At 73.3% G+C, this 21206-nt stretch carries 18 protein-coding genes and 1 tRNA gene; 1 reads left to right on the top strand and 18 read right to left on the bottom strand.

Features of this window, described 5'->3' with window-relative positions; translation table 11 throughout:
• Nucleotide 1 precedes the first annotated feature (1 nt).
• From J1M39_RS06725 to J1M39_RS06690, 8 genes are read right to left on the bottom strand one after another with little or no spacing between them, the layout of a single operon-like run.
• Nucleotides 2–964: a glycosyltransferase family 2 protein gene (locus J1M39_RS06725; protein WP_206496598.1), complete on the bottom strand. Its 963-nt coding sequence runs from the start codon at nt 962–964 to the stop codon at nt 2–4.
• A 16-nt stretch (nt 965–980) separates the two neighbouring features.
• The gene (locus J1M39_RS06720) at nt 981–2018 is read right to left on the bottom strand and encodes a glycosyltransferase family 4 protein (RefSeq protein ID WP_101967326.1); all 1038 of its coding nucleotides are present in this window, start codon (nt 2016–2018) and stop codon (nt 981–983) included.
• A complete protein-coding gene (locus J1M39_RS06715; protein WP_342356379.1) occupies nt 2015–3133 on the bottom strand; it encodes a glycosyltransferase in 1119 nt (372 codons plus the stop codon). Before J1M39_RS06715 ends, J1M39_RS06720 begins: the two co-directional genes overlap by 4 nt.
• Nucleotides 3134–3141: 8 nt before the next feature.
• Nucleotides 3142–5385, bottom strand: a complete 2244-nt coding sequence (locus tag J1M39_RS06710; RefSeq protein WP_206496597.1) for an N-acetylneuraminate synthase family protein — start codon at nt 5383–5385, stop codon at nt 3142–3144.
• Entirely contained in the window at nt 5382–6173 is a 792-nt protein-coding gene (locus tag J1M39_RS06705) for an acylneuraminate cytidylyltransferase family protein (protein ID WP_123243897.1), read from the bottom strand. Before J1M39_RS06705 ends, J1M39_RS06710 begins: the two co-directional genes overlap by 4 nt.
• On the bottom strand, nt 6170–7291 hold the full coding sequence (locus J1M39_RS06700) for an RNA-binding protein (RefSeq protein WP_206496596.1): 1122 nt from the start codon (nt 7289–7291) through the stop codon (nt 6170–6172). Before J1M39_RS06700 ends, J1M39_RS06705 begins: the two co-directional genes overlap by 4 nt.
• On the bottom strand, nt 7288–8349 hold the full coding sequence (locus J1M39_RS06695) for a CgeB family protein (RefSeq protein WP_123243899.1): 1062 nt from the start codon (nt 8347–8349) through the stop codon (nt 7288–7290). The genes J1M39_RS06700 and J1M39_RS06695 overlap by 4 nt, the downstream gene beginning before the upstream one ends.
• Complete coding sequence (locus J1M39_RS06690; protein WP_061867431.1) at nt 8346–9269, bottom strand: glycosyltransferase family 2 protein; 924 nt, start codon at nt 9267–9269, stop codon at nt 8346–8348. The genes J1M39_RS06695 and J1M39_RS06690 overlap by 4 nt, the downstream gene beginning before the upstream one ends.
• A 170-nt stretch (nt 9270–9439) precedes the next feature.
• Between J1M39_RS06690 and J1M39_RS06685 the strand changes: the two genes are divergently transcribed.
• Nucleotides 9440–10564, top strand: coding sequence for a PqqD family peptide modification chaperone (locus J1M39_RS06685; protein WP_061867432.1), 1125 nt, complete (start codon nt 9440–9442; stop codon nt 10562–10564).
• A gap of 54 nt (nt 10565–10618) precedes the next feature.
• Here the strand turns inward: J1M39_RS06685 and lepB are convergent, their stop codons facing one another.
• The 10 genes from lepB to rsmA form a co-directional block, all read right to left on the bottom strand.
• Nucleotides 10619–11365: a signal peptidase I gene (gene lepB / locus J1M39_RS06680; protein WP_036317400.1), complete on the bottom strand. Its 747-nt coding sequence runs from the start codon at nt 11363–11365 to the stop codon at nt 10619–10621.
• A 2-nt stretch (nt 11366–11367) separates the two neighbouring features.
• Nucleotides 11368–12348 (bottom strand): ribose-phosphate diphosphokinase, encoded by a 981-nt coding sequence (locus J1M39_RS06675; RefSeq protein WP_061867435.1) that lies wholly within the window; start codon nt 12346–12348, stop codon nt 11368–11370.
• Between the two features lie 111 nt (nt 12349–12459).
• Entirely contained in the window at nt 12460–13488 is a 1029-nt protein-coding gene (locus J1M39_RS06670) for a nucleotidyl transferase AbiEii/AbiGii toxin family protein (RefSeq protein WP_225348330.1), read from the bottom strand.
• Entirely contained in the window at nt 13475–14044 is a 570-nt protein-coding gene (locus J1M39_RS06665) for a type IV toxin-antitoxin system AbiEi family antitoxin domain-containing protein (RefSeq protein WP_020627445.1), read from the bottom strand. The genes J1M39_RS06670 and J1M39_RS06665 overlap by 14 nt, the downstream gene beginning before the upstream one ends.
• A gap of 85 nt (nt 14045–14129) precedes the next feature.
• On the bottom strand, nt 14130–15623 hold the full coding sequence (glmU, locus tag J1M39_RS06660) for a bifunctional UDP-N-acetylglucosamine diphosphorylase/glucosamine-1-phosphate N-acetyltransferase GlmU (RefSeq protein WP_123243900.1): 1494 nt from the start codon (nt 15621–15623) through the stop codon (nt 14130–14132).
• A 37-nt stretch (nt 15624–15660) separates the two neighbouring features.
• Nucleotides 15661–15732 (bottom strand) — tRNA-Gln (locus J1M39_RS06655).
• Nucleotides 15733–15796: 64 nt separating this feature from the next.
• The gene (locus J1M39_RS06650; RefSeq protein WP_123243901.1) at nt 15797–17290 is read right to left on the bottom strand and encodes a sugar transferase; all 1494 of its coding nucleotides are present in this window, start codon (nt 17288–17290) and stop codon (nt 15797–15799) included.
• Nucleotides 17291–17430: 140 nt separating this feature from the next.
• On the bottom strand, nt 17431–19272 hold the full coding sequence (locus tag J1M39_RS06645) for an ABC-F family ATP-binding cassette domain-containing protein (RefSeq protein WP_206495771.1): 1842 nt from the start codon (nt 19270–19272) through the stop codon (nt 17431–17433).
• Between the two features lie 65 nt (nt 19273–19337).
• The gene (locus tag J1M39_RS06640; RefSeq protein ID WP_041104575.1) at nt 19338–20306 is read right to left on the bottom strand and encodes a 4-(cytidine 5'-diphospho)-2-C-methyl-D-erythritol kinase; all 969 of its coding nucleotides are present in this window, start codon (nt 20304–20306) and stop codon (nt 19338–19340) included.
• Nucleotides 20303–21206 (bottom strand): 16S rRNA (adenine(1518)-N(6)/adenine(1519)-N(6))-dimethyltransferase RsmA (rsmA, locus tag J1M39_RS06635; protein WP_206496595.1); only part of this gene is annotated, 904 nt, incomplete at its 5' end. The genes J1M39_RS06640 and rsmA, both read right to left, overlap by 4 nt.

Raw genomic sequence — 21206 nt, 5'->3', positions numbered from 1 at the left:
CTCAGATGGCCCGTTGCGCACGGTGGGGGTGGGCCCGTCCTGCCTCGGCCGCACCCTCCACCTGGAGGGCGATGAGTCGACGGGCGAGCCCCCGAGGCAGGTGGTCCGCGACGGCGTCGATCAGCGCACTGGAGCGCGTGAGAGTGGCTTCGGTGGCGCCCAACGCCACCAGGCGCACGGCAGCACCCCACACGCCTCGCGGAGCACCGATGGTGCCGAGCGGTGCCGCCCCGTGCTTGCTCACGAACAGGTTCCGCGCGGCCGTGCCGTGCAAGGCCCGCACCGCCTTCGAGTGCGTTGTCACGGCGGCAGCGTGGTGCCGCGTCTCCAGCTCGGGACGGATCACCACCGGGTAGCCTGCCGCGTGAAGCCGGTAGCCGTAGTCGATGTCCTCCCACCCGTACTGTCGGTAGTCCGGGTCGTAGCCGCCGATCTGCTCGTGCAGGGCACGGGGGACGGACACGTTGCCCGCCCAGTGCCGCCACTGCTGATCCGCCGGCAGCGCATACGCGTGCTCGCGGTGCAGGACGTCCTGGGCGTCACCGTAGGCGCGCTGATACGGGGTGGGCTCCAGGACGTTCAAGTAAAGTCCGATCGCTCCGCCAGGCTTGCCCGCGTGCGCGGCCACGTGGTCCCGGATGTAGTGGGGTCCGGGCTCGAGATCGTCGTCCGCGCGGATGAGGATGCGGCCGGACGTCGCGTCGGCGCCGGCGTTGAGTGCGGCGACCCGTCCGCGGTTCTCGCCGAAGACGGTCCAGCTCAGGTCCAGACCCGGATGCTCCGCCGCCAACGGCGCGAGCATCCCTTCGGACCCGTCCACATCCCCGTCCACGACCACGTGGACCTCGAACGGCGGGGCGTCCTCCTGTGCGGCGAGGGCGCCGATCAGGCGCGGCAACCGCTGAGCGCCGCCCCGGCTGGGGACGATCACGCTGGCCTCGGGGGTCAGGGGCGTCTCGGTCATGAGTCCTCCGCGGGGATCATAGGGACAGGTCATCCAGGAGCTCGGCGACGGCGGCGCGGCCGGCCTCGGGGGAGAACAGCGACTCCCAGCGGCGTCGCTGGGAGTGGGCCACCGCCCCCAGATCGATCGCTCGTACCGCCCGCAAGCAATTCGCGAGTGCGGCGGCGTCGCGCTGCGGAACAACGAAGGGGTGATCGCTGCCGACCACCTCGGGAACGGCCCCCGCATCGGAAGCCACCACCGGAACGCCCGCCGCCATCGCCTCGGCCGTCACCAGGCCGAAGACCTCGGCCCACTGCGACGGCACGGCCAGCACGTCCACGGTGGCCAGGAACTCACCGCTGTCCTGCCAGCCGAGCACCTGGACGTCCTCACCGGCTGCCTTCAGGGCGGTGGCGAGCCGGTCGGCCTCGTCCTCCGCCACGAATCGGCTCTCCCCCGCGACGCGGAACACGAAAGCACCCGGGTCGGTCTTCCGCAGCAGCGCGGCGGCCTCCAGGAGCGTCACGATGCCCTTGTCCTCGGACAGCCGGCCGAGGAAGCCCACGGTCACCGGATCATCGGCACCGCGGGCCCGCCGTGTCTGCGGCGCCGTCGGGGCCGGAACCCAGTTGTGGAGCACGCGCGCCCCGCGGATGCGGTCCGCCGCGAATCGGGACGGCGCGAGGACCGCGAGCGCACCGGGACGCGCCAGGGCGGAGAACACGCGCAGAACCGGCTTCTCGGGTACCTGATGCAGGTGCACGATCCGGCGCGGCCGGCCGGCCAGCGCCGTGGCGGGCAGCAGCCCGTTGCACCAGACGACGTCGTCCTTGCCTCGGCCACGGTCCCAGGCCCGGAGAGCGCGCAGGTACCCCAGTCGTCCGGGCCTACCCACGCGGACCACGTCGAAGCCGTCCGCGGCCAGACGATCGGCGGTCTCGGCCGGGTGCACCGGGGCCACGACGCCCACGTCCCGCCCCAGCTCGCGCAGGGCCGTGGCGAGGTGGTGCAGCATCACCTCGCCGCCACCCACTTCGCCCTGGTTCGCCAGGATCCAGATACGACCGGTCATCCCGAGGTCTTCCCCACCCGGCGCCCGAGCACCTCGAGGGTCGCCTCGGCGGTCGCCCGGGCCATGGTCTCCACGTCGCCCACGCGCACCTCGCCCGGGCCCTCGGCGGCGGCACGCACGACGGCGTCGGCGATGGCCGCCGGCGTGGTCTCGTGGACCAGGCGCTCGGGCGGCAGGATCTCCCCGTTGCCGCCCACGTCCGTGGCGACGGCGGGCAGGCCCGCGGCCGCGGCGTCGAGCAGGGTGTAGCTGAGGTTCTCCCAGGCGGAGAGCTGCACCAGCACGTCGTGCTCGGCCATGGTGCCCCACGGCTCCACGAAGCCGGGCAGGTCGACCGCATCCGCGACACCGAGGTCCTCGGCCTGCGCACGCAGCGCCGCCGCGAGCGGCCCGGTGCCGGCCAACGTCAACCGCGCCCCGGGGTCGCGCTCCAGCAGGGCGGGCAGTGCGGCGATCAGCCGGTCGAGGTTCTTCTCGGGGGCCAGCCGGGACAGGGAGAGGATCCGCAGCCCCTCCCCCGGTGCGCGCCGCTGCCCCGCGGCCGCGGCGCGCACCGCGGGCCCGTCCACGCCGTTGCGCACCACGGTGAGGGGCGCCCCCGCGCCCCATTTGCGGCGCAGCACGTCCGCGGTGGACTGCGCCACCGCGATCACGAGGTCCGTGCCGCGCAGCCGGGCGCGGTGCGCGGCGTTCTTCACCCGGGCCGCGGCGGCCCGGTTGTACAGCTGGTCGTCCAGGGCGATCCCGTGCTCGGTGCTGAGCAGCGCCGGCGCACCGGCCCGCCGCCGGGCCCGCCCCGCGCCCAGCGCCGTGAAGGCCGCGAGGTCGGCGTAGGCCAGGTGCGTGTGGACCGCGGCCGGGCGCAGGGTGCGCACCGCCGTCCGGAGCGTGCGCACCGAGGCGGCCAGGCCGGCGTCGGGACCGACGTCCCCGGTGAACACCGCCGCGCCCTGCTCGCGCAGGCGCTCGGCGAGCGGCCCCTCGGGGCAGAGCACCGCCAGACGCAGACCGGGCAGGCCCACGCGCGCGACGTCGAGGACGTGCCGGGCCACGCCGCCGAGGTCGGCGACCGGCACCACCCAGAGCGTCAGCGGGGCCGGGGCGGGCGTCGTCACGTCCGGGATCACAGCCACTGCTCCAGGCGGTCCAGGGCCGTCCAGAAGCCCTCGCCGTTGTTGATGTGGCCCTGCCAGATCTCCGGGATGAAGCTCACCCCGGGGGCCAGGCGGTCCAGCTGCTCGCACAGCACGGGCCAGTCGACGTCGCCCTCGCCGATCTGCGGCCCCTCCCCGTCCACACCGGTGGCGTCCACGAGGTGCAGGTGGATGGTGTGCGGGGCCAGCTTCTCCACCATCTCCGAGAAGGGGATCCCCAGGAACGTGGCCGAGAGCTTGGAGTGGGAGATGTCCAGGCACAGGGGCACCCCCGTGGCCTCCACGAACGCCACGGTGTCGTCCGGGTCCATGAAGAGGTTGTGGTACTGCTGACCGCCCATCAGCCACGGGAACGGCGGCAGCGTCTGCGCGGCGATCCGGATGCCGGAGGTGTCCAGGCGCTGCACGGCCTCGGCGATGCGCTCGTACTTCGGCAGCCGCTCCTCCGGGCGGATGTGCCGGTCCAGGGTGAACCCGCCCATGGTGATGACCATGATGGGCTCCTCCTCGTTCGGGAACCAGCGCTTCAGGTCCCGGGTGATGTCGATCGTGCGCTGCACCTCGGCGATCGAGCGCTCCCACACGGCGTCGTCGTCGCTGGCCAGATCCACGAGGAAGTCACCGGAGAAGATGTCCGGCAGGTGCGTGGTGAAGCCCATCGGCATGGGCTCGGTGAACACCGAGTCGATGTCGATCTCGAGGTCCTTGTAGGAGAAGTGGAACTCCAGGAAGTCCGGGGTGCAGTCCTTCGTCAGCGCCTCGACGTCGTGGTAGCGCACCGGCAGGCCCCAGGGGCGCCGGAACTGGAACTGGCGCCCGGTGGGCACCGTGTCGGTGAGGTCGCCGGCGAAGAAGAAGTCGCCCTCGGCCATCTCGCGGTGCAGCGTGCGGCCGACCAGACGCGGCAGCTCGTTGGGCTGCAGGCCGCGGCCCGGGGACTTCACGGTCACGTCGTCGGCGGTGATCGTGACGCCGGCCTGCAGCGGACGGGCCGCCACCAGGGACTTGGCCAGGTTGATGCGGTTCATCGCCTCGCCCGTGGAGACCACGCGCTCGGTCCCGACGCCGATCGACTCCTCGATGTCCCGGGTCTGCCGGACCATCTGCGCGAACTCCTCCGGCAGCAGGGAGACCTTGTGGTCGTTGCCCTCGAGCCCCCGGTCCACGGTGAAGTGCTTCTCGATGATCGAGGCACCCCGGGCCACCGCGGCCAGCGCCACGTGGAAGCCGCGCTCGTGGCCCGAGTAGCCCACCGGCGTCTGCGCGATCTCCGCGAGCCGGTCCAGGTAGGCCAGATTCACGTCCTTGTAGGGGGCGGGGTACGTGGACTGGGCGTGCAGCATCGCGAAGGGGACGCCGAAGGAGCGCACGAGGGCCACCGACTCGCGGATCTCCTCCTCCCGGGACATGCCGGTGGAGAGCACCATCGGCAGGCCGGAGGCGGCCGCGTCCCGCAGCAGACCGTGGTTCGTCAGGTCCGCCGAGGCGATCTTCACGCCGTCCACCGGGTACTCGCGCAGCACCCGCATGGACGGGGCGTCCCACGGGGTGCACATCAGGGCGACGCCGGCGTCCCGGACGTGGTCGAACACCCGCACCATGTCCTCGGCGGAGAGCGAGAACTTGGCCAGCTCGTCCAGGGTGCGCTGGGCCCCCAGGTCCTCACCGGCGGTGGCCGCACCGGACTGCCGGTACAGGGCGTCCATGTCCCGCAGCTGGAACTTCACGGCGTCCGCGCCCGCCTCGACGGCCAGGTCCACGAGACGGCGGGCCAGGTCCACATCGCCCTGGTGGTTGTTGCCGATCTCCGCGATCAGGAACGCCGGGTGGCCCTCCCCGATCCGGTGCCCGCCGATCCGCAGCTCCGCTTCCCGGTTGATCGCCAGGGCCGTCAGGCGGCCGCGCTCGTCCAGCAGCGGCAGGTGCAGCGCCCCGGCGGGCAGGGCCTCGCGCATCTCGGCCGGGGAGGCGCCCAGGGACGCCGTCGCCGGGTCGCGATGGGCGACGTCGGCCGCGGCCACGTCCAGCGAGGCCTCCGGATGCGCCAGGAGCCAGCGGCGCACGTCCCCGTCCGTCAGCGAGCCGACGAGGAAGCCGTGGGAGTCCACCACGAACACGGTGCGCTCGCGGTTGTCGGTCATCTTCTGCAGGGCGGCCAGGAGCGAGTCCTCGGGGAAGACGAGGTAGGGGGTGAGCCTGCGTTCGATGATCACTGCGTGCCTCCGAGGGTGCGGTTCGGGCCGGTGGTGGGGGTCTCGGCGGTGCGCGGGGCACCGAGGTCGGGGCGGTGCTGGAGCACCTTCTGGACCGCCAGGTACTGGTCCATCTGCTGCTCGGCCAGGGCGAAGTCCAGCTCGGTGTCGATGTCCACGCCCTCGAGGTCGTCGAGCTCCAGCATGCCGATCCGGCCGCCCAGCCGGTTGTGCAGCCGGTCATAGACCCAGGGGCGCGTCACATACAGCGAGCCGTTCTCGCGGAACCGCAGGTCGGCGCGCGACATGTCCTGCCGGCGCTTGCGCGCCGTGACGTCGAAGTCCGGGATCGGCTCCCCGCCGGGATCCTCGGGATGGCGCCACAGGAACGGGGACACCGGGACGACGCCGACCAGCGAGTCCACCCCCGTGTCCCGGAACTGCCGCACGGCGCGGTCCAGGGTGCCGGGCAGGCGGAGCGGGCTGGTGGCCTGGAGGAGCATCACGCCCTCGGGCTCGACGCCGGCCGCGCGCTCGGCCGCGAGCACGTGCTCGATCACGGGCTCGGTGGGGGTCGAGTCCTGGGCCAGGTGGGCCGGGCGCAGGCCCGGGACGTCCGCGCCGTAGCGGAGGGCGACCTCGGCGATCTCGGCCGAGTCCGTGGAGACCACCACGTGCAGGTCCTCCTCCGCCTCGAGGGCGGCCTGGATGGTCCAGGCCACGAGCGGGTGGCCGCCGAGGAGGCGGATGTTCTTGCCGGGCAGTCCCCGGGACCCGCCGCGCACGGGGATGACGCACAGGATGCTCACGCGGTCTCCTTCCAGACGTGCTCGGCGATCGCGGCCGCGGGGTCCGCGGTCGGCGAGGCCAGGGGCGGGGTGGGCTCCGGGGTGCGGCCGGGCCGCCACCGGGTCATGCCGTAGCGCCGCCAGAACCCCTCCAGCCAGGCGGGCGGGTCCGGGTGGACGGCCCACGCGGGTCTGCCGGCCTGCGCGGCCTCGAGGATCCCGGTGGAGAAGACGGCGGCCACGGGCCCGCGGGTGGCGATGAGAGGCGCCCCGGCGTCGTCGATCCGCACGCCGGCCCTGCGCCAGGCCGCGTGCTGACCGCGGGAGAGGCGGTCCCGCTCGGCCGGGTGGGGGCGGTAGGCGGCGCCGGTGGCCCGCACGTACTGTTCGGCGGCCGCGGCGAAGTCCCGGCGGGGCAGCTCGGCGCCGTGCAGCTGGCCGAGGAACACCCCGGGGCCGTCGTCCCCGGCGCCCGAGAGCGCGGGCGCGGTCCGGCGGGCCTGCTCGAGCAGCGCCGAGCCCACCGGGACGGCCTCCACATCGGCGCGGCCCTGGGTCCACCAGTCCGCGTCCGCGCTCGTGAAGGCGTACAGGGTGCCGTCCTGCGGGACGGGCGGCGTGGACACGGCCAGCAGCCCGTGCTGGACGACGCCGATCTGCGCCCCCCGCTGCCGGGCCCAGCACACGGCGGCGCGGCCCGAGGGCAGGTACTCCCCCGCCACCAGGACGCGGCGGAGCCCGGGCAGGCGATCCGTCACGACGTCGGCGGTGGCGGCGTGCTCCCGGTGGCCCGCGGCCCCGGGCAGGGCGGGTGCGTCACCGGCGGGCAGCACCCAGCCGACCCCGGCGGCGACCTCCGGCCGCGCGGTGGCCAGGGCAGCCACGGGCGAGGCCAGCGCGGCCAGCTGCGTGGGGCCGAAGGACTCCAGGGCGACGAGGGTGTGGACGTCCCCCGCCGGCAGGAGCAGGCGGGGGGCCTCGTCGCCGGTGGACCGGCGGCGCGTCAGGGCGCCGGCCACGCCGCGCACGGTCGAGCGCGCGGTGTCCGCGGCCCGCCGGGTCAACGGCCACTGGGCGCGCTGCCACGCGTGCCAGCGCGGCAGGTCCTCGGAGCGCCAGAAGAGGGGCGCGTCGGTCATGCCCACCACCCCTGGGCCATGGCCGCCCGGTGCGCGAACGTGTGCTCCGCGTGCGACCGGCGGCGGCCGGCCTCCCGGATGCGCGCTCCCCAGGCGGGGTCCGCGACGACCCGGCGGCCCAGCTCGATGAGGTGGTCCGCGTCCTCGAAGACGAGCACCTCCTCGTCCGGGACGTAGAACTCGGCCACGTCGGCCCGGTCGACGAGCTGGAGACCGCCCATGCCGGGCACCTCGAAGGTCCGCATCGCGTGGCCGGCCTGCAGGCCGTGGATGTTGATGGCGCCCGCGGCGGCCGCCTGCACGGCGTACGCCTCCTCGAGGGGGATGTCCCGTTCGGCCGGCAGGTCCGGCCGGGTCAGCTCCCACGTGCGCAGGCGGTCCACCGGGTGGTGGCTCCACTGACGCCCGTAGGCGCGCACCGGCACCCCGGCCGCGGCCAGGCGGGTGAGCAGTTCCACGCGATTCGGGTAGCGCGAGCCCACGAAGACCAGTTCGTCACGCCGCGGCACCTGGGGCAGCGCCATCGCCGGGTCGAAACCGTTGGGCATGTAGTGGGCGTCCACGCCCTCGCCGGCCAGCAGCTCGGCCTCGGTACGGGCGTAGCTGAGCACCGGCCCGACGGAGCGCAGGAACTCCATCGAGTAGTCGTGCCGCGCGAGGTCGTCGTACAGCCAGAGCATGCGGGGCAGGCCCGCTTCGAGGATCTCGGACCAGAAGGCCTCGCCCAGCGAGTCGCCCTTGATGACGAGCACGCGGTCCGGCCGGGCCTCGCGCAGCGCGGCCACGGCCCGCCCCGTGTCCCAGGCGACCCGCGCGGCCGTGCGGTCCACGCCCGCCTTCTGCGGCAGCTCGAGCAGCCCCTTGTTCCGCAGCTTCATGCCGAGCGTGGCGTAGGCGTCGTAGCAGTGCACCGTGACGTCGAAGCCCTGGGCCGCCCACGCCGCCGCGATGGAGCGGTGATAGCCGTGGAACGCCGGCGAGACCAGGAACAGCCGTTCCGGTGAGCGGCCGCCCCACACGTCGAGCGGCGCCGGCACGGTGTAGCCGGTGGCGCTCATCGGCGCTGCCCCTTCCAGACCAGCGCGTGCTCGTCCCGGAGCACGGCGCGGGCGTCCACGTCCACACCCCGGGCCTGCCGGAGCGCGTTCACGGCGAAGTTCGCCCCCGTCGCTGCGGTGAGCGCGGCCTTGAGGACCCGGGGGTGACCGAACTTCCGGGCGTAGCGGTACCGGGAGTCCACCAGCCAGCCGCGCCGGCGCAGCGGGTCCGAGGAGCCGTGCAGCCCGTGCGGCACACGGACGGCCGGGACCACGATCGACGGCACGCCGCGCTCGCGCAGGCGGCGCTGCAGGTCGACCTCCTCGGAATTCATGAAGTACTCCTCGTCGAACCCGCCGACGGCGCGGACCTGCGCCATCGGCAGGAGCAGCACGGCGCCCATCACCCAGTCGACCGCCACGGGCGAGGCGGACCGGGCCGCCGCGACGTCGTGCCCCACGGCCTCGTGAAGCACGTCCAGGTGACGGAAGCGGGCCAGCGGAGTCAGCCACTCGACGGTCTGGTGCAGGACCGTGGGGAAGTGCCGGCCGGACCACTGCGGCGTGCCGTCCTCGTTGACGACCTGCGGGCTGACCACGGCCGGCTGATACGGAGCGGCAGCGGCCACCAGCGCGTCGATCTGCGCCCCCGTGATCTCGGCGTCCGAGTTGAGGACCAGGGCCAGCTCGGTGGTGACCGCGGCCAGGCCGGCGTTCACGTTCGCCCCGAAGCCGCCGTTGCGCTCGCGGCGCACCACGGTCAGACGCGGATCGTGCGCCTCGGGGTACGGGGTGGGCGAGGCGTCGTCCGAGACCACGACGGCGGCCAGCGCGTCCCCGGGATCGGCCAGCAGGCGGTCGACGAGGGCGAGGGTGGGGGCCGGATCGCCGTAGTGCGGGATCACCACGGTGACGGCCGCCGTGGTCGGCTGCGCTGCCATGCGGGCTCCTCCCTCGGCTCAGATGGAGGGCGCACCCAGCGCCCGAGAACCTGCGACGAGTATAGAGAGCGTCTGGCGAGGGCCCGTGCCGTCCGGCGGGGCGGCGCCATGGCCGCCCGCACGGCTCTCAGTACACTGACCGGACAGCCACGGGAGGGAAAGGGTGAGCCATGCCCGGCACCCAGGGGGAGGACGAAGCCATGCGCGAGACGACCGCGTTGCGCATCGGCGCCGGACTCGATGCTATGACGGTCAGCGGCCTCACGGGAGACGAGCGGGCGGAGGTGATCGAGTCCTGGGCCCGATGCGGTGTGGAGGCCGTGGAGTCGCCCGCCGACGCGGATGCGCACCGCGACGCCGGCGCCGCGCGTCCGTGGCTCCAGTGGCACGAGGACCTGGTGTTCCTGGCGACCTCACGGGCGATCGAATCCGCGCGCGGCACCCACCTGATGTTCCACGCGGCGTGCCTCGCCGCACCGGACACCGGGGCGGCGATCGTCCTGGTGGCGGCGTCCGGGACGGGCAAGACGACGGCCACGCGCCGGCTGGGACCCCATTTCGCCTACCTCACCGACGAGACGGCGATCATCGCACCAGACGGCCTGACCGTCACGCCCTACCCCAAACCGCTGTCCCTGCTGGGGTCACGAGGGGTGCGCCCGAAGACCCAGCGAGGCCCGGACGACCTCGGTCTCGGTCCGACCCTCCCCGACGCCCGGCTGGCCCGGATCGCCGTGCTGGACCGCGTGCGGGATCCGGCAGGCCCGGTGACGCCGCGAGCGGAGGCCATAGAACTCGTGGCCGCGCTCGCGGCGCTCGTCCCCCAGACCTCCTCCCTCTCCCTGCTCCCCCGCGGCCTCGTGACGCTCTGCCGTGCGCTCGACGCGGTCGGCGGCGCCCAACGCCTCGTCTACGCCGAAGCCGATGACCTGCGGGGCGTCGTCGACGGCCTGCTGGCGGCCCCGCCCACGCCCGTCACCCCCGCCTGGGAGGCACTCACCGAGGAAGAGCTCTCGGCCTCCGTCGGAGTGGCAACCCCGGGCGCGGTGTCCCGCTGCGCCGTCGACGACGGCATCCTGACCGACCACGGCCGCCTGGTCCTGCTCGCCTCGGACCGCCTGGTCGTGCTCGAAGGTCTGGGCCCGTCCGTCTGGCTCCTGCTGGACGAGCCGCGGACGGCCGCCGACGTGGTGGCCTGCCTCCGCACCGAAGGACCCGTGCCCGAGGACGCCGAGGCCCGGGTGCGGGAGGCGATGGACGCCCTGATCACCGCGCAGCTGGCCACGACCGGCTGAGCCGGCACGGCCCGGAGGCGGCCGGCGCCCAGGGCGCCCCGCCCCCTCAGGAGATCAGTGCCCGCCCCAGTGCGTGGGCGGCCAGACGGTCACGAAGACCTCGCCCACGATGTCCTCGCGGGTGACGAAGCGCGCGCAGTCCCCGGCCTGGTCGGCGGGGATGCCGCGGCACGCGATCACGGAGTCGGCCGAGTTGGAGCGGTGGTCGCCGAGCACGAGCATCGAGTCCTCCGGCACGGTGACCGGGCCGAAGCAGCGCGCGGACATCACCTCGGACTCGCAGTCCAGCTCGTCCCGGATGAACGGCAGGTCGTTGTGGATGTATGGCTCGTCCAGGGGCTCCCCGTCCACGGTCACGGCACCCTCGGCGGTGCAGCACTCCACGGTCTGCCCCGCGGTGCCGACCACGCGCTTGACCAGCGCCTGCTCGTGCGAGCGGCCGATGCCGGTGAGGTCGCCGAACGTGCGGACGGCGTTCTCCACGGCCCCCTCCGACGACGCCGGGGTGGCCCAGTCCTCGTTTGCGGTGAAGACCACCACGTCCTGGGAGTCGGCCATCCCGTCCGGATAGGCGGTGCGGTTGACCAGCATGCGGTCCCCCACCTCGAGGGTGTTCTCCATCGAGCCGGACGGCACCGAGTACACCTTCACCCACAGGGCCTGCACCACGGCGACGACCGCGAGGGCCACCACCACGTTCAGCAGCAGGGAGGCCCAGAACGGCAGGCGCGGACGGTGAGGCTGCGGCGCGGCCACCGCGCCGCCGTCTTCCCCGTGGGCCGGCTCGACGCGCTCGGCCATGGTCAGGCGACGCCGTCGAAGAGGCTGGTGACCGAGCCGTCCTCGAAGACCTCGCGGATCGCGCGGGCGATCAGCGGGGCGATCGAGAGCACCGTGAGGGTCTCGAAGCGCTTCTCCTCCGGGATGGGCAGGGTGTTGGTCACCACGACCTCACGGGCTCCGCACTCGCCGAGACGCTGGGCGGCCGGGTCCGAGAACACCGCGTGCGTGGCGGCGATGATGACGTCCTTGGCGCCGGCGTCCTTGAGGATCTGCACGGCGCCGGCGATGGTGCCGCCGGTGTCGATCATGTCGTCGATCAGCACGCAGACGCGGCCCTCGACGTCCCCGACCACGGTCTTGGACTCGGCCTTGTTCGGAACGGTGAGGTCCCGGCTCTTGTGCACGAAGCCCAGCGGCACGCCGCCCAGGCGGTCCGCCCACTGCTCCGCCACGCGCACGCGACCGGTGTCCGGGGAGACGACCGTGACCTCCTCGCCCGCCACGCTGGAGCGGATGTGGTCCGCCAGCAGCGGGATGGCGAACAGGTGGTCCACCGGGCCGTCGAAGAAGCCCTGGATCTGGGCGGTGTGCAGGTCCACGCTCATCACGCGGGAGGCGCCGGCGGTCTTGTACAGGTCCGCCACGAGACGGGCCGAGATCGGCTCGCGGCCGCGGCCCTTCTTGTCCTGGCGGGCGTACGGGTAGAACGGCGAGACCACCGTGATGCGGCGGGCGGAGGCGCGCTTCATGGAGTCCACCATGATCAGCTGCTCCATGAGGTGGTTGTTCAGCGGCGCCGGGTGCGACTGGATGATGAACACGTCCTTGCCGCGCACCGACTCGCCCGAGCGCACGTAGATCTCGCCGTTGGCGAAGTCGTAGGCGCTCATGGGGAGCAGCTCGGTGCCCAGCTCCTCGGCGATCTCCTGCGCGAGCTCGGGGTGGGCGCGGCCCGTGGCCAGCACCAGTCGCTTGTCTTCGCTGCGGCTCAGCTCCGTCATGACGTCCTCATCATCCTTCGTGGTCTCGCGTTCCAGGGCCGACGGCGTCCGGCGTCGGTGTCGGCCGCCCGGGGCGGCCCGGTCCTCGCACCCATCCTAGGGCGCGAGGGATCAGCCCTGAGCGCCGGAGCCCTCGGCGCCGGCGGCCCGCGCGATCCTTGTGATCAACGACTCCAGCCAATCCGCCGCGTCGGACACGCGCGGCTGCAGGAGCCTGGCCTGTCCCTCCGCACCCACTCGTGTCTCCTCCAGCGCATCCAGGTACCCCTGCTCGAGAGTCCGGACGTGAGCGACCGGAGGCGGCCACTCATGCGGTGTGTGTCCTGCCGCAGTCCGGCCGGGTGACCGAAACATGAAAGTACGGCTGACGAGATCTGCGAGCAACGGGATGTCGACACCACCCTCGGCCTCCGCCCCATGCCAGAGCAACTGGATGTCCACGAGATCGTGGCCTCGCGTCTGATGTGGATCCGTGACGGCATGGATCTTCTGTGCGAGCTGCTGCTCGACAGCCATCACGGCCACAGACCGCGGTGTTCCACATCCCAACGCGGTGACCGCCTCCGCGACCTGGGGTGCCACGACCTCGACTGGCTGCGCCAGCGTGCTGCCCTCGAATTCGTCGCGCCCGATCTCGATCGGGACCGACACCCAACTTGTCCTCGCGGAGAGAAAATGCAGGGTCACCTTCGCTCGTGACAGGACGTAGGGATCGGGCACTCCGAGAGGCTCCGCAGGATCGTCCTCATGCACCGTGCCGAAGAAGGCCACCCGGGTCGCAGCCGGGTCGGCCTTGAGTTCTCTCTTGCTCCCGGGCGCGGCCCCCCATCCCCGGTCGACGAACCCGGTCAAGTCCTTCAGCGCCTGCTGGGGATCGCGAGCCAGTAGATCGAGATCCCGGGTCGCCCGCGTCCCGGTGGCTCCATGTCGGAGTCGAACGCCATTTCCACCCTTGACTACGACGCCTTCCGGCAACATCTGCGCCACGATCACTGCTCCCAGCAACCGGCGCGCCCGGTCCACCGGAACGCCCATCGCGTCAGCGATCGCCTCCAGTCGACGGTTGAGTTGGCCTTCGCTCCTGGGCGCACCTCGAGCTCCCAGATCGCCCAGGCCCACGACCACGTCATCGACCGCCACGATGTCCACCGTTCTGCCGCGCCTCCAGGTCCTTCTTCAAGCTCCTCGCCTCGCCCACCGTGAGCAGCCCGCGCGCGCGGGCCTCCTCGATCGCAGCGGCGACGCGCTCGAGAGGGATGCGGTCGAGTGCCTCACGAAGGGCTTGGTTGATCGTGAGGCCTCGCACGCCGCCGTGAAAGGTGAGGTCCTCGTCGCCCGGCGGGGGACGGCGTCGTGTCACTCGTACATGCGCGCGCGGCGAGCCGCGGTACCGCCTCGTCACGCCCACCCGTACGACGGAGGGATCGACCAGGGCGAGGTCGTACAGTGACAGCACTGCGTCCCAGTCCAGGAATGCATCTTCACCGCCCGTGGCCACGGCCTCCGCCGCGTCCGTGAACCGGTCGCGGGGAACCTGGCGATGGAGGTACACCCCGTGGGCCAGCCTCCGCAGAACGCCGCGCTGGGCGAGCTTGCGGACCTCGACGGCGGGCACGCCCGCCTCCTCCGCTTCCGTAGTGGTGATGACCCCGTGGTTCCCCGCAGCCACGTCCCACAGATCGTCACGATACGTCACGGGATCACCACCTCATCTCTGGTGTCACAACCGTACCGGAATCGGTACGGTTGTGACACGCCGACCTCTTGTCGGGCGCGCGGGGTCAGCCCTGAGCGCCGGAGCCCTCCGCGCCGGCGGCCCGCGCGGCCTCGGCCGAGGAGGTGCCCGGGCGCTTGGCGGGCACCCAGCCCTCGATGGTGCGCTGCGCCACGGCGTTCAGCGCCAGGGCGCCGGCCGGGACGTCGTCGCGGACCACCGCGCCGGCACCGGTGTAGGCGCCGTCGCCCACCGAGACCGGGGCCGTGAACACCGTGTTCGAGCCGGTGCGCACGTGGGCCCCGATCACGGTGCGGTGCTTGGCGACTCCGTCGTAGTTGGCGGTGATGTTGCCGCAGCCGATGTTGGTGTACTCGCCGATCTCGGCGTCCCCGGCGTAGCCCAGGTGGGAGAGCTTGGCGCCGCGGCCCACGGTCACGTTCTTGGTCTCGTAGAACGCGCCGATCTTGCCGTCCTCCCCCAGCACCGTGCCCGGGCGCAGGTAGGTGAACGGGCCGACGGTCGCGCCCGCGCCGATCACGGCCTCCGTGGCGTCGGTGCGCTTCACCACGGCGCCCTCCCCCACCTGCGTGTCCGTGAGCGTGGAGTCCGGGCCGACGACGGCGCCCGTGGCCACCGACGTCGCCCCATGCAGCTGGGTGCCGGGCTTGAGCCTGACGTCCGAGGCGAGGGAGACGGTGACGTCCACCCACGTGGAGGACGGGTCGACGACCGTGACACCCTCCTTCATCCAGCCGCGCAGCACGCGGTCGTTGAGCTGGCGGCCCAGGTCGGAGAGCTGCCGGCGGTCATTGGCACCCTCGACCTCCCACACGTCGTCCGTGCCCACCGAGGCGACGCGGCCGCCCTCGGCACGGGCCATGCCGAGCACGTCCGTGAGGTACTTCTCACCCTGCACGTTGTCCGTGGAGATCTCCGGCAGGGTGCGGCGCAGCAGGGCGGCGTCGAAGGCGTAGATGCCGGAGTTGACCTCGCGGATCGCCACGAAGGAGTCATCCCCCGTGGCCTCGGCGTGGGCGAGGGCGTCCTTGTGCTCCATGATCCGTTCCACGAGGCCCTCGGCGTCGCGGACGATGCGGCCGTAGCCCGTGGCGTCCTCGAGGGTGGCGGTGAGCACGGTGACGGCGTTGCCGTCCGCCTCGTGGTCCGCGACGAGGCGGGCGAGGGTCTCCGGGGTCAGCAGCGGGACGTCGCCGTAGGTCACCACGACGGTGCCCTCGAGGTCCGCGGGCAGGGCGGCCAGGCCCAGCTCGACGGCGCGGCCGGTGCCCGGCACGTCGTCCTGGTCGGCGATCGCCAGCGCGTCGATGCCCAGCTGGGCCGCCACCGTCTCGATGTGCTCGGCCACGCGAGCCCGCTCGTGCCGGACCACGGCCACGAGGTGCTCCGGCGCGAGCGACCAGGCCGCCGCGAGCGCGTGGCCCACGAGGGAGCGCCCCCCGATCGCATGCATGATCTTCGGCGTCGTCGACTTCATGCGGGTGCCCTGGCCCGCGGCCAGGACGATCACGGCGGAGGGACGGGCGGACGGCTGGGACATGGGGGCTCCTGCACCGGTGGGGGTCAGAGGACGGGGGTTCCGCCCCTAGGATTCGAACCTAGACCGCACGGCTCCAAAGGCCGGCGTGCTGCCATTACACCAGGGCGGAGCGCCGGACCCCAGGGGGCGGCGACGACGGCCCATTCTTCCACACAGGTCGCGCGGATCCGGGGTCAATAGGCGCCGTCGGCGGCGATCACGGCCTTGACGGTCCGGCCCAGGATCACGAGGTCGCCCAGGATGGACCAGTTCTCCACGTAGTAGAGGTCCAGGCGGACCGCCTCCTCCCACGGGAGGTCGGACCGGCCGGAGACCTGCCACAGGCCCGTGATGCCGGGCTGCACCAGGAACCGGCGGTGCACGTACTGCCCGTAGGCCTCGACCTCGTGCGGCAGGTGGGGCCGCGGGCCCACGAGGGACATGTCCCCCCGCAGCACGTTCACGAGCTGGGGCAGCTCGTCGATGCTGGTGCGGCGGATGAGCTTGCCGACCCGGGTGATGCGCGGGTCGTGCTTCATCTTGAACAGCACGTCCGCATCCCCGCCGTCCGAGACGAGCCGCTGCCGGATCTCCTCGGCGTCCACCACCATGGAACGGAACTTGAGCATGGTGAACGGCCTGCCGCCGAGACCGATGCGCTCCTGCCGGAACAGCACCGGCCCGCCGTCCGTGGCCTTGACCGCGATCGCGACGGCGATCAGCAGCGGCGAGATGGCGATCAGGCCCAGCCCCGACGCGACGACGTCGAACGCCCGCTTGGCGAACGCCTTGCCCTCGGAGAGGCGCGGGGTGGAGAGGTGGATGAGCGGCAGGCCGGCGAGGGGCTGCGTGTGGAGGCGGGGTCCGGCGACGTCCACGAGCGCGGGCGCCATGATCAGGGAGACGCCGCGTTCCTGCAGCTCCCAGCCCAGTCGGCGGACGTCCCCGGGGACGAACGGGTGGCCCGAGGTGATCACCACGGCTTCGACGTCGCGCACCTCCACGAGGGCGACCACGTCCTCCACGGTGTCCAGGTCCGTGGAGACCGGTATCGGGAGGTAGTCCTCCTGCCGGGTCCTGTATCCGGGGAGAGCCGCCGCCACGGGGGCGTAGCCGGCGCCGGCCTCGGAGTCGAGGGTCTGGAAGATGTGCCGGACCGCCTTCGGGCCGCCGACGAGCAGGAGCCGTCGCCGGAACCTGCCGCGGTGTCGCTGCCGCGCCACCCACCCGCGCACGAGGAACCGGCCCAGCAGGAGCAGGAGCACGCCCAGCGGCAGAGCCAGGCCCACGTAGCCGCGCGCCACTTCGAGACCTGCCGCATAGGCGAGGATCGCGACGGTGCCGAAGAGGTAGAGGGTGCCCTGCAGGACCCGCTTGTACTCCTCGCTGCCCACCCCCAGGATCCGGATGTCCCGCGAGCCCTGGATGGTCAGCGCGAGCACCCAGGCCGCGCTCAGCGCGAGGCTGATTACGCTGTAGTCGATGACTTCGGCGCCGGGGAGGGTGGTGCGCCGCGGTCCGCCGAAGCGGAGCTGGGCCGAGACGAAGGTGGCGAGCAGGACCGCGACCACGTCCCCGATGAGGACGAGCAGCGGAAGGCCCCGCTCCCAGGGCCGGCCCAGGACACGGCCGCGGACGGTCGAACCCATGCGGAGCGCGGTCGACTCATCACCGGGACTCCCGATCACGCTCTGCTCCTCCGTCCTGACGCGGGGGATGGTCCACGTCGTGGGGGTCGGGCATGGTGCTGTGCCCCGGCCCCCGATTGTAGGCCGGAAACAGCCTTGCGCTGTGCCACCTGCCACACTCTCCTGTGCACGCCCGCCGGTCAGTCCCCTTCGGCGAGTTCAGCGGCCTGCAGCCACTCCTCCTCCAGGACGTCCAGCTGCGCGTCGAGGTCCTTCAGGTCGGCGGAGGCCGCGGTGAGGGCGTCGAAGTCCTGCGCCTGCCCCAGCTCGGCCATCCGCGCCTCGAGGCCGGACCTGCGGTCCCGGAGCCGGGTCATCTGCTTCTCGAGCCGGGCCATCTCCTTGCGGGCCAGCCGACGCTCCGCCTCGGTGGGCCCGGTGTCCTCCTCCGGCCCGCCCATGCCCGCGCACGTCCCGACGACGTCGTTGCGGCCCCGGGCTGCGCCGGCTCCCCGGGCCGGGCCGCCGGCGTCGTCCATCGCGGCGCGCAGCTCGAGATACTGGCCCACCCCGCCGGGCAGGCCGCGGACCTTGCCGTCCCCGAGCAGGGCGACCTGGTGGTCGGTGACGCGCTCGAGCAGGTAACGGTCATGGGAGACCACCACGAGGGTCCCGGGCCACCCGTCCAGCACGTCCTCGACGGCAGCCAGGGTGTCCGTGTCCAGGTCGTTGGTCGGCTCGTCGAGCATGAGGACGTTGGGCTCGCCCACGAGCAGGCGCAGCAGCTGCAGGCGCCGGCGCTCGCCGCCCGAGAGCTCGGAGACCTGAGTCCACTGCCGGGAGGTGCCGAAGCCGAGCATCTCGAGCAGCTGGCCGGAGGACATCTCGCGGCCACCGACCTGGAAGGACGAGCCTTCGCGGGCCATGACTTCGGCGACGCGCAGGTGGGCGACGTCGTCGAGCTCCTTCACGTCCTGGGTGAGGGTGGCCGAGACCACCGTCTTGCCGCGCTTCACCCGCCCCGAGTCCGGGGCGATGCGGCCGTCGAGCAGGCGCAGCAGGGTCGACTTGCCCGCACCGTTGACGCCGACCACGCCGAGCCGCTCGCCGGGCGCCAGGCGCAGGGTGACGTCGTCGAGGATCGGCTTCTCCCCCAGCGTCAGGCTCACGTGCTCGAGGTCGAGGACGTCCTTGCCCAGCCGGGCCGTGGCCATCTTCGCCAGGGACACCGAGTCACGCGGGGCGGGGACGTCCTCGATGATGGCGTTGGCCGCCTCGATGCGGAACTTCGGCTTCGACGTGCGCGCCGGGGCGCCACGGCGCAGCCAGGCGAGTTCCTTCTTCACCAGCTGCTGACGCTTCTGCTCCGTCACCGCCGCCTGCCGGGAGCGCTCCGCGCGCGCGAGCACCCACGCCGCGTAGCCGCCGTCGAACGGGTCCACCGTGGCGTCGTGCACCTCCCACGTGCGCGTGCAGACCTCGTCGAGGAACCACCGGTCGTGGGTGACCACCACGAGGCCGCCGTCGGTGGGGCGCCAGCGCTGCTTCAGGTGGCGGGCGAGCCACGCGACGCCCTCGACGTCCAGGTGGTTGGTGGGCTCGTCGAGGAAGAGGACGTCGTCGTCCCCGGCGAGCAGACGGGCCAGGGCCACGCGACGGCGCTGGCCGCCGGAGAGGCCCCGCACGGACTGCTCCAGGTCGAAGCCGTCGAGGAGACCGCCCAGGACGTCCCGGACCTTGGGGTCTGAGGCCCACACGTGGTCGTCCACGTCCCCGACCACGGCCTGACGCACGGTGTGCTCCGGGTCGAGCCGGTCCTGCTGGTCCAGCACGCCCACGCGGACGCCGCCGCGGCGGGTGACGCGGCCCGTGTCGGGCTCCTGGAGGCCGGCGAGGATGCGCATGAGCGTGGATTTGCCGTCGCCGTTGCGGCCCACGAGTCCGATCCGGTCCCCCTCATCCACACCGAGGGAGAGGCCCTCGAGGACGGTGCGGGTTCCGAAGGCGATGCCGATGTTCTCGGCGCCGAGCAGGTGGGCCATGGAGGAGGTGGTCCTTTCCGGACGGAGGAGGGGTGGTCGGGTGCGGCGGGGTGCGCCGCCTGGTCTCACAGCACGTGGGCGCCGGGCACGGGGCCGTGGACGGGGAGGGCGCGCACGCCCGTGCGCTCCTCGATGGCCGAGGCCAGCCGCAGCGCGGAGGCCTCGTCCTGCGCCACGAAGAGCAGGGTGGGGCCGGAGCCGGAGACCATGCCGCGCAGCGCGCCTTCGTCCATACCGAGGTCGAGGACGTCCGAGAGCTCGGGGAACAGGACGACGGCCGGGGTCTGCAGGTCGTTGTCCATGGCGGTGGCGAGTTCGAGCGGGTCGGCCGCGGTGAGGGCCCGCAGGACGGCCTCGTTCACCTCCGGGCGCGCCGGCCCGTCGGGCAGGTGGCCCTCCCGGCGCAGCTCGTCCAGGGTCTGGAACACCACGGGGGTGGACAGCCCGGCGTCCGCCGGGACGAGGACGAGGTGCACCGGGGTGCGGGCCGCGACGGGGGTCAGCTCCGCCCCGGTCCCGAGCCCGACGGCGGCCCCGCCCAGCACGCTGAAGGGCACGTCCGCGCCCAGCGGGGCGGCCAGCTCGGCGAGCTCGGCGCGGGTGTGCCCGGTCTCCCACAGGACGCTGCACGCGAGCAGCGCGGCGGCCGCGTCGGCGGAGCCGCCGCCCATGCCGCCAGCGACCGGGACCTGCTTGGCGACCTCGAGGTGGACGCCGTGGGTGTCAGGATCGAGCCTGAGGGTGCGCCGCAGGTGCGCGGCGGCGCGGTGCGCGAGGTTGCGCTCGTCCCAGGGCACGTCTTCGGTGTCCACCAGACTGATGTGGCGGCCCGACGGGCCGACGGTGATCCTCCCGTCCGTGCGCGCGATCGCCGTGACGGTCTCCCGCAGGCTGACGGCCAGGTACACGGTGGCCACGGGGTGGTAGCCGTCTGCGCCGGGCGGCCCCACCCGCAGGGACAGGTTCACCTTGCCGGGGGCGCTGACCGTGACGTGCCGGGCCGTGGGGTCGAGGCCGAGGTCCTCCGTCGTCATGCGCTCACCTCCTCCGCCGCACGCCGCGGGCCGTGCTCGGCGATCCGCGCGAAGGCCGCGATGTCCAGGGCCTCGCCGCGGGCGCGCGGGTCCACGCCGGCGGCCACCAGGGCGTCCTCCGCCGCCTGCGGCGACCCCGCCCAGGAGGCGAGCGCGGCGCGCAGGGTCTTGCGGCGCTGGGCGAAGGCGGCGTCCACCACGGCGAAGACCTCCCGGCGGGACGCGCCGCCCGCCGGCGGCTCGCGCCGGGTGAAGGCGACCAGCCCGGAGTGGATGCGCGGAGCCGGCCAGAACACCTGGGTGCCGATGGTGCCCGCCTTGCGCACGTCCGCGTACCACGCCGCCTTGGCGGACGGCACGCCGTAGACCCTGGAACCGGGCCCGGCCGCGAGACGGTCCGCGACCTCCTCCTGCACCATCACCAGGCCGTGCCGCAGCCCCGGCAGGACCGCGAGCGCGTGCAGCAGCACGGGCACGGCCACGTTGTAGGGCAGGTTCGCCACGAGCGCGGTGGGGCCGCCGGCGGCGGCGGCGGGCCAGACCTCAGCCAGGGCCTGCTCGCTCAGCGTCATGGCGTCCGCGTGCAGCACGGCGAGGGCGTCCTCGACCCCGGGGCGGAACTCGGCGGCGGTGCGCGGCAGGCGGGCGGCGGTGACCGGGTCGATCTCGACGGCGGTGACGGCGGCGGCCGCGTCCAGCAGGCCGAGGGTGAGCGAACCCAGACCGGGGCCGATCTCCAGCACGTGCTCGTCCGCGGTCACGTCCGCGGCCTGCACGATGCGCCGGATCGTGTTCGGGTCGATCACGAAGTTCTGGCCCCACTGCTTGGTGGGACGCAGGTCCAGCTCGGCGGCGATGCGCCGCACGTCCGCGGCGCTCAGCAGCGGGGCGGGGGCGGGG

Origin of the sequence: Micrococcus sp. KRD077, assembly GCF_017168505.1 — a bacterium.
Lineage (GTDB): Bacteria > Actinomycetota > Actinomycetes > Actinomycetales > Micrococcaceae > Micrococcus > Micrococcus luteus.
Note: the sequence above shows the minus strand (reverse complement) of the source record. Positions and strands in the feature narration are given on the sequence as shown.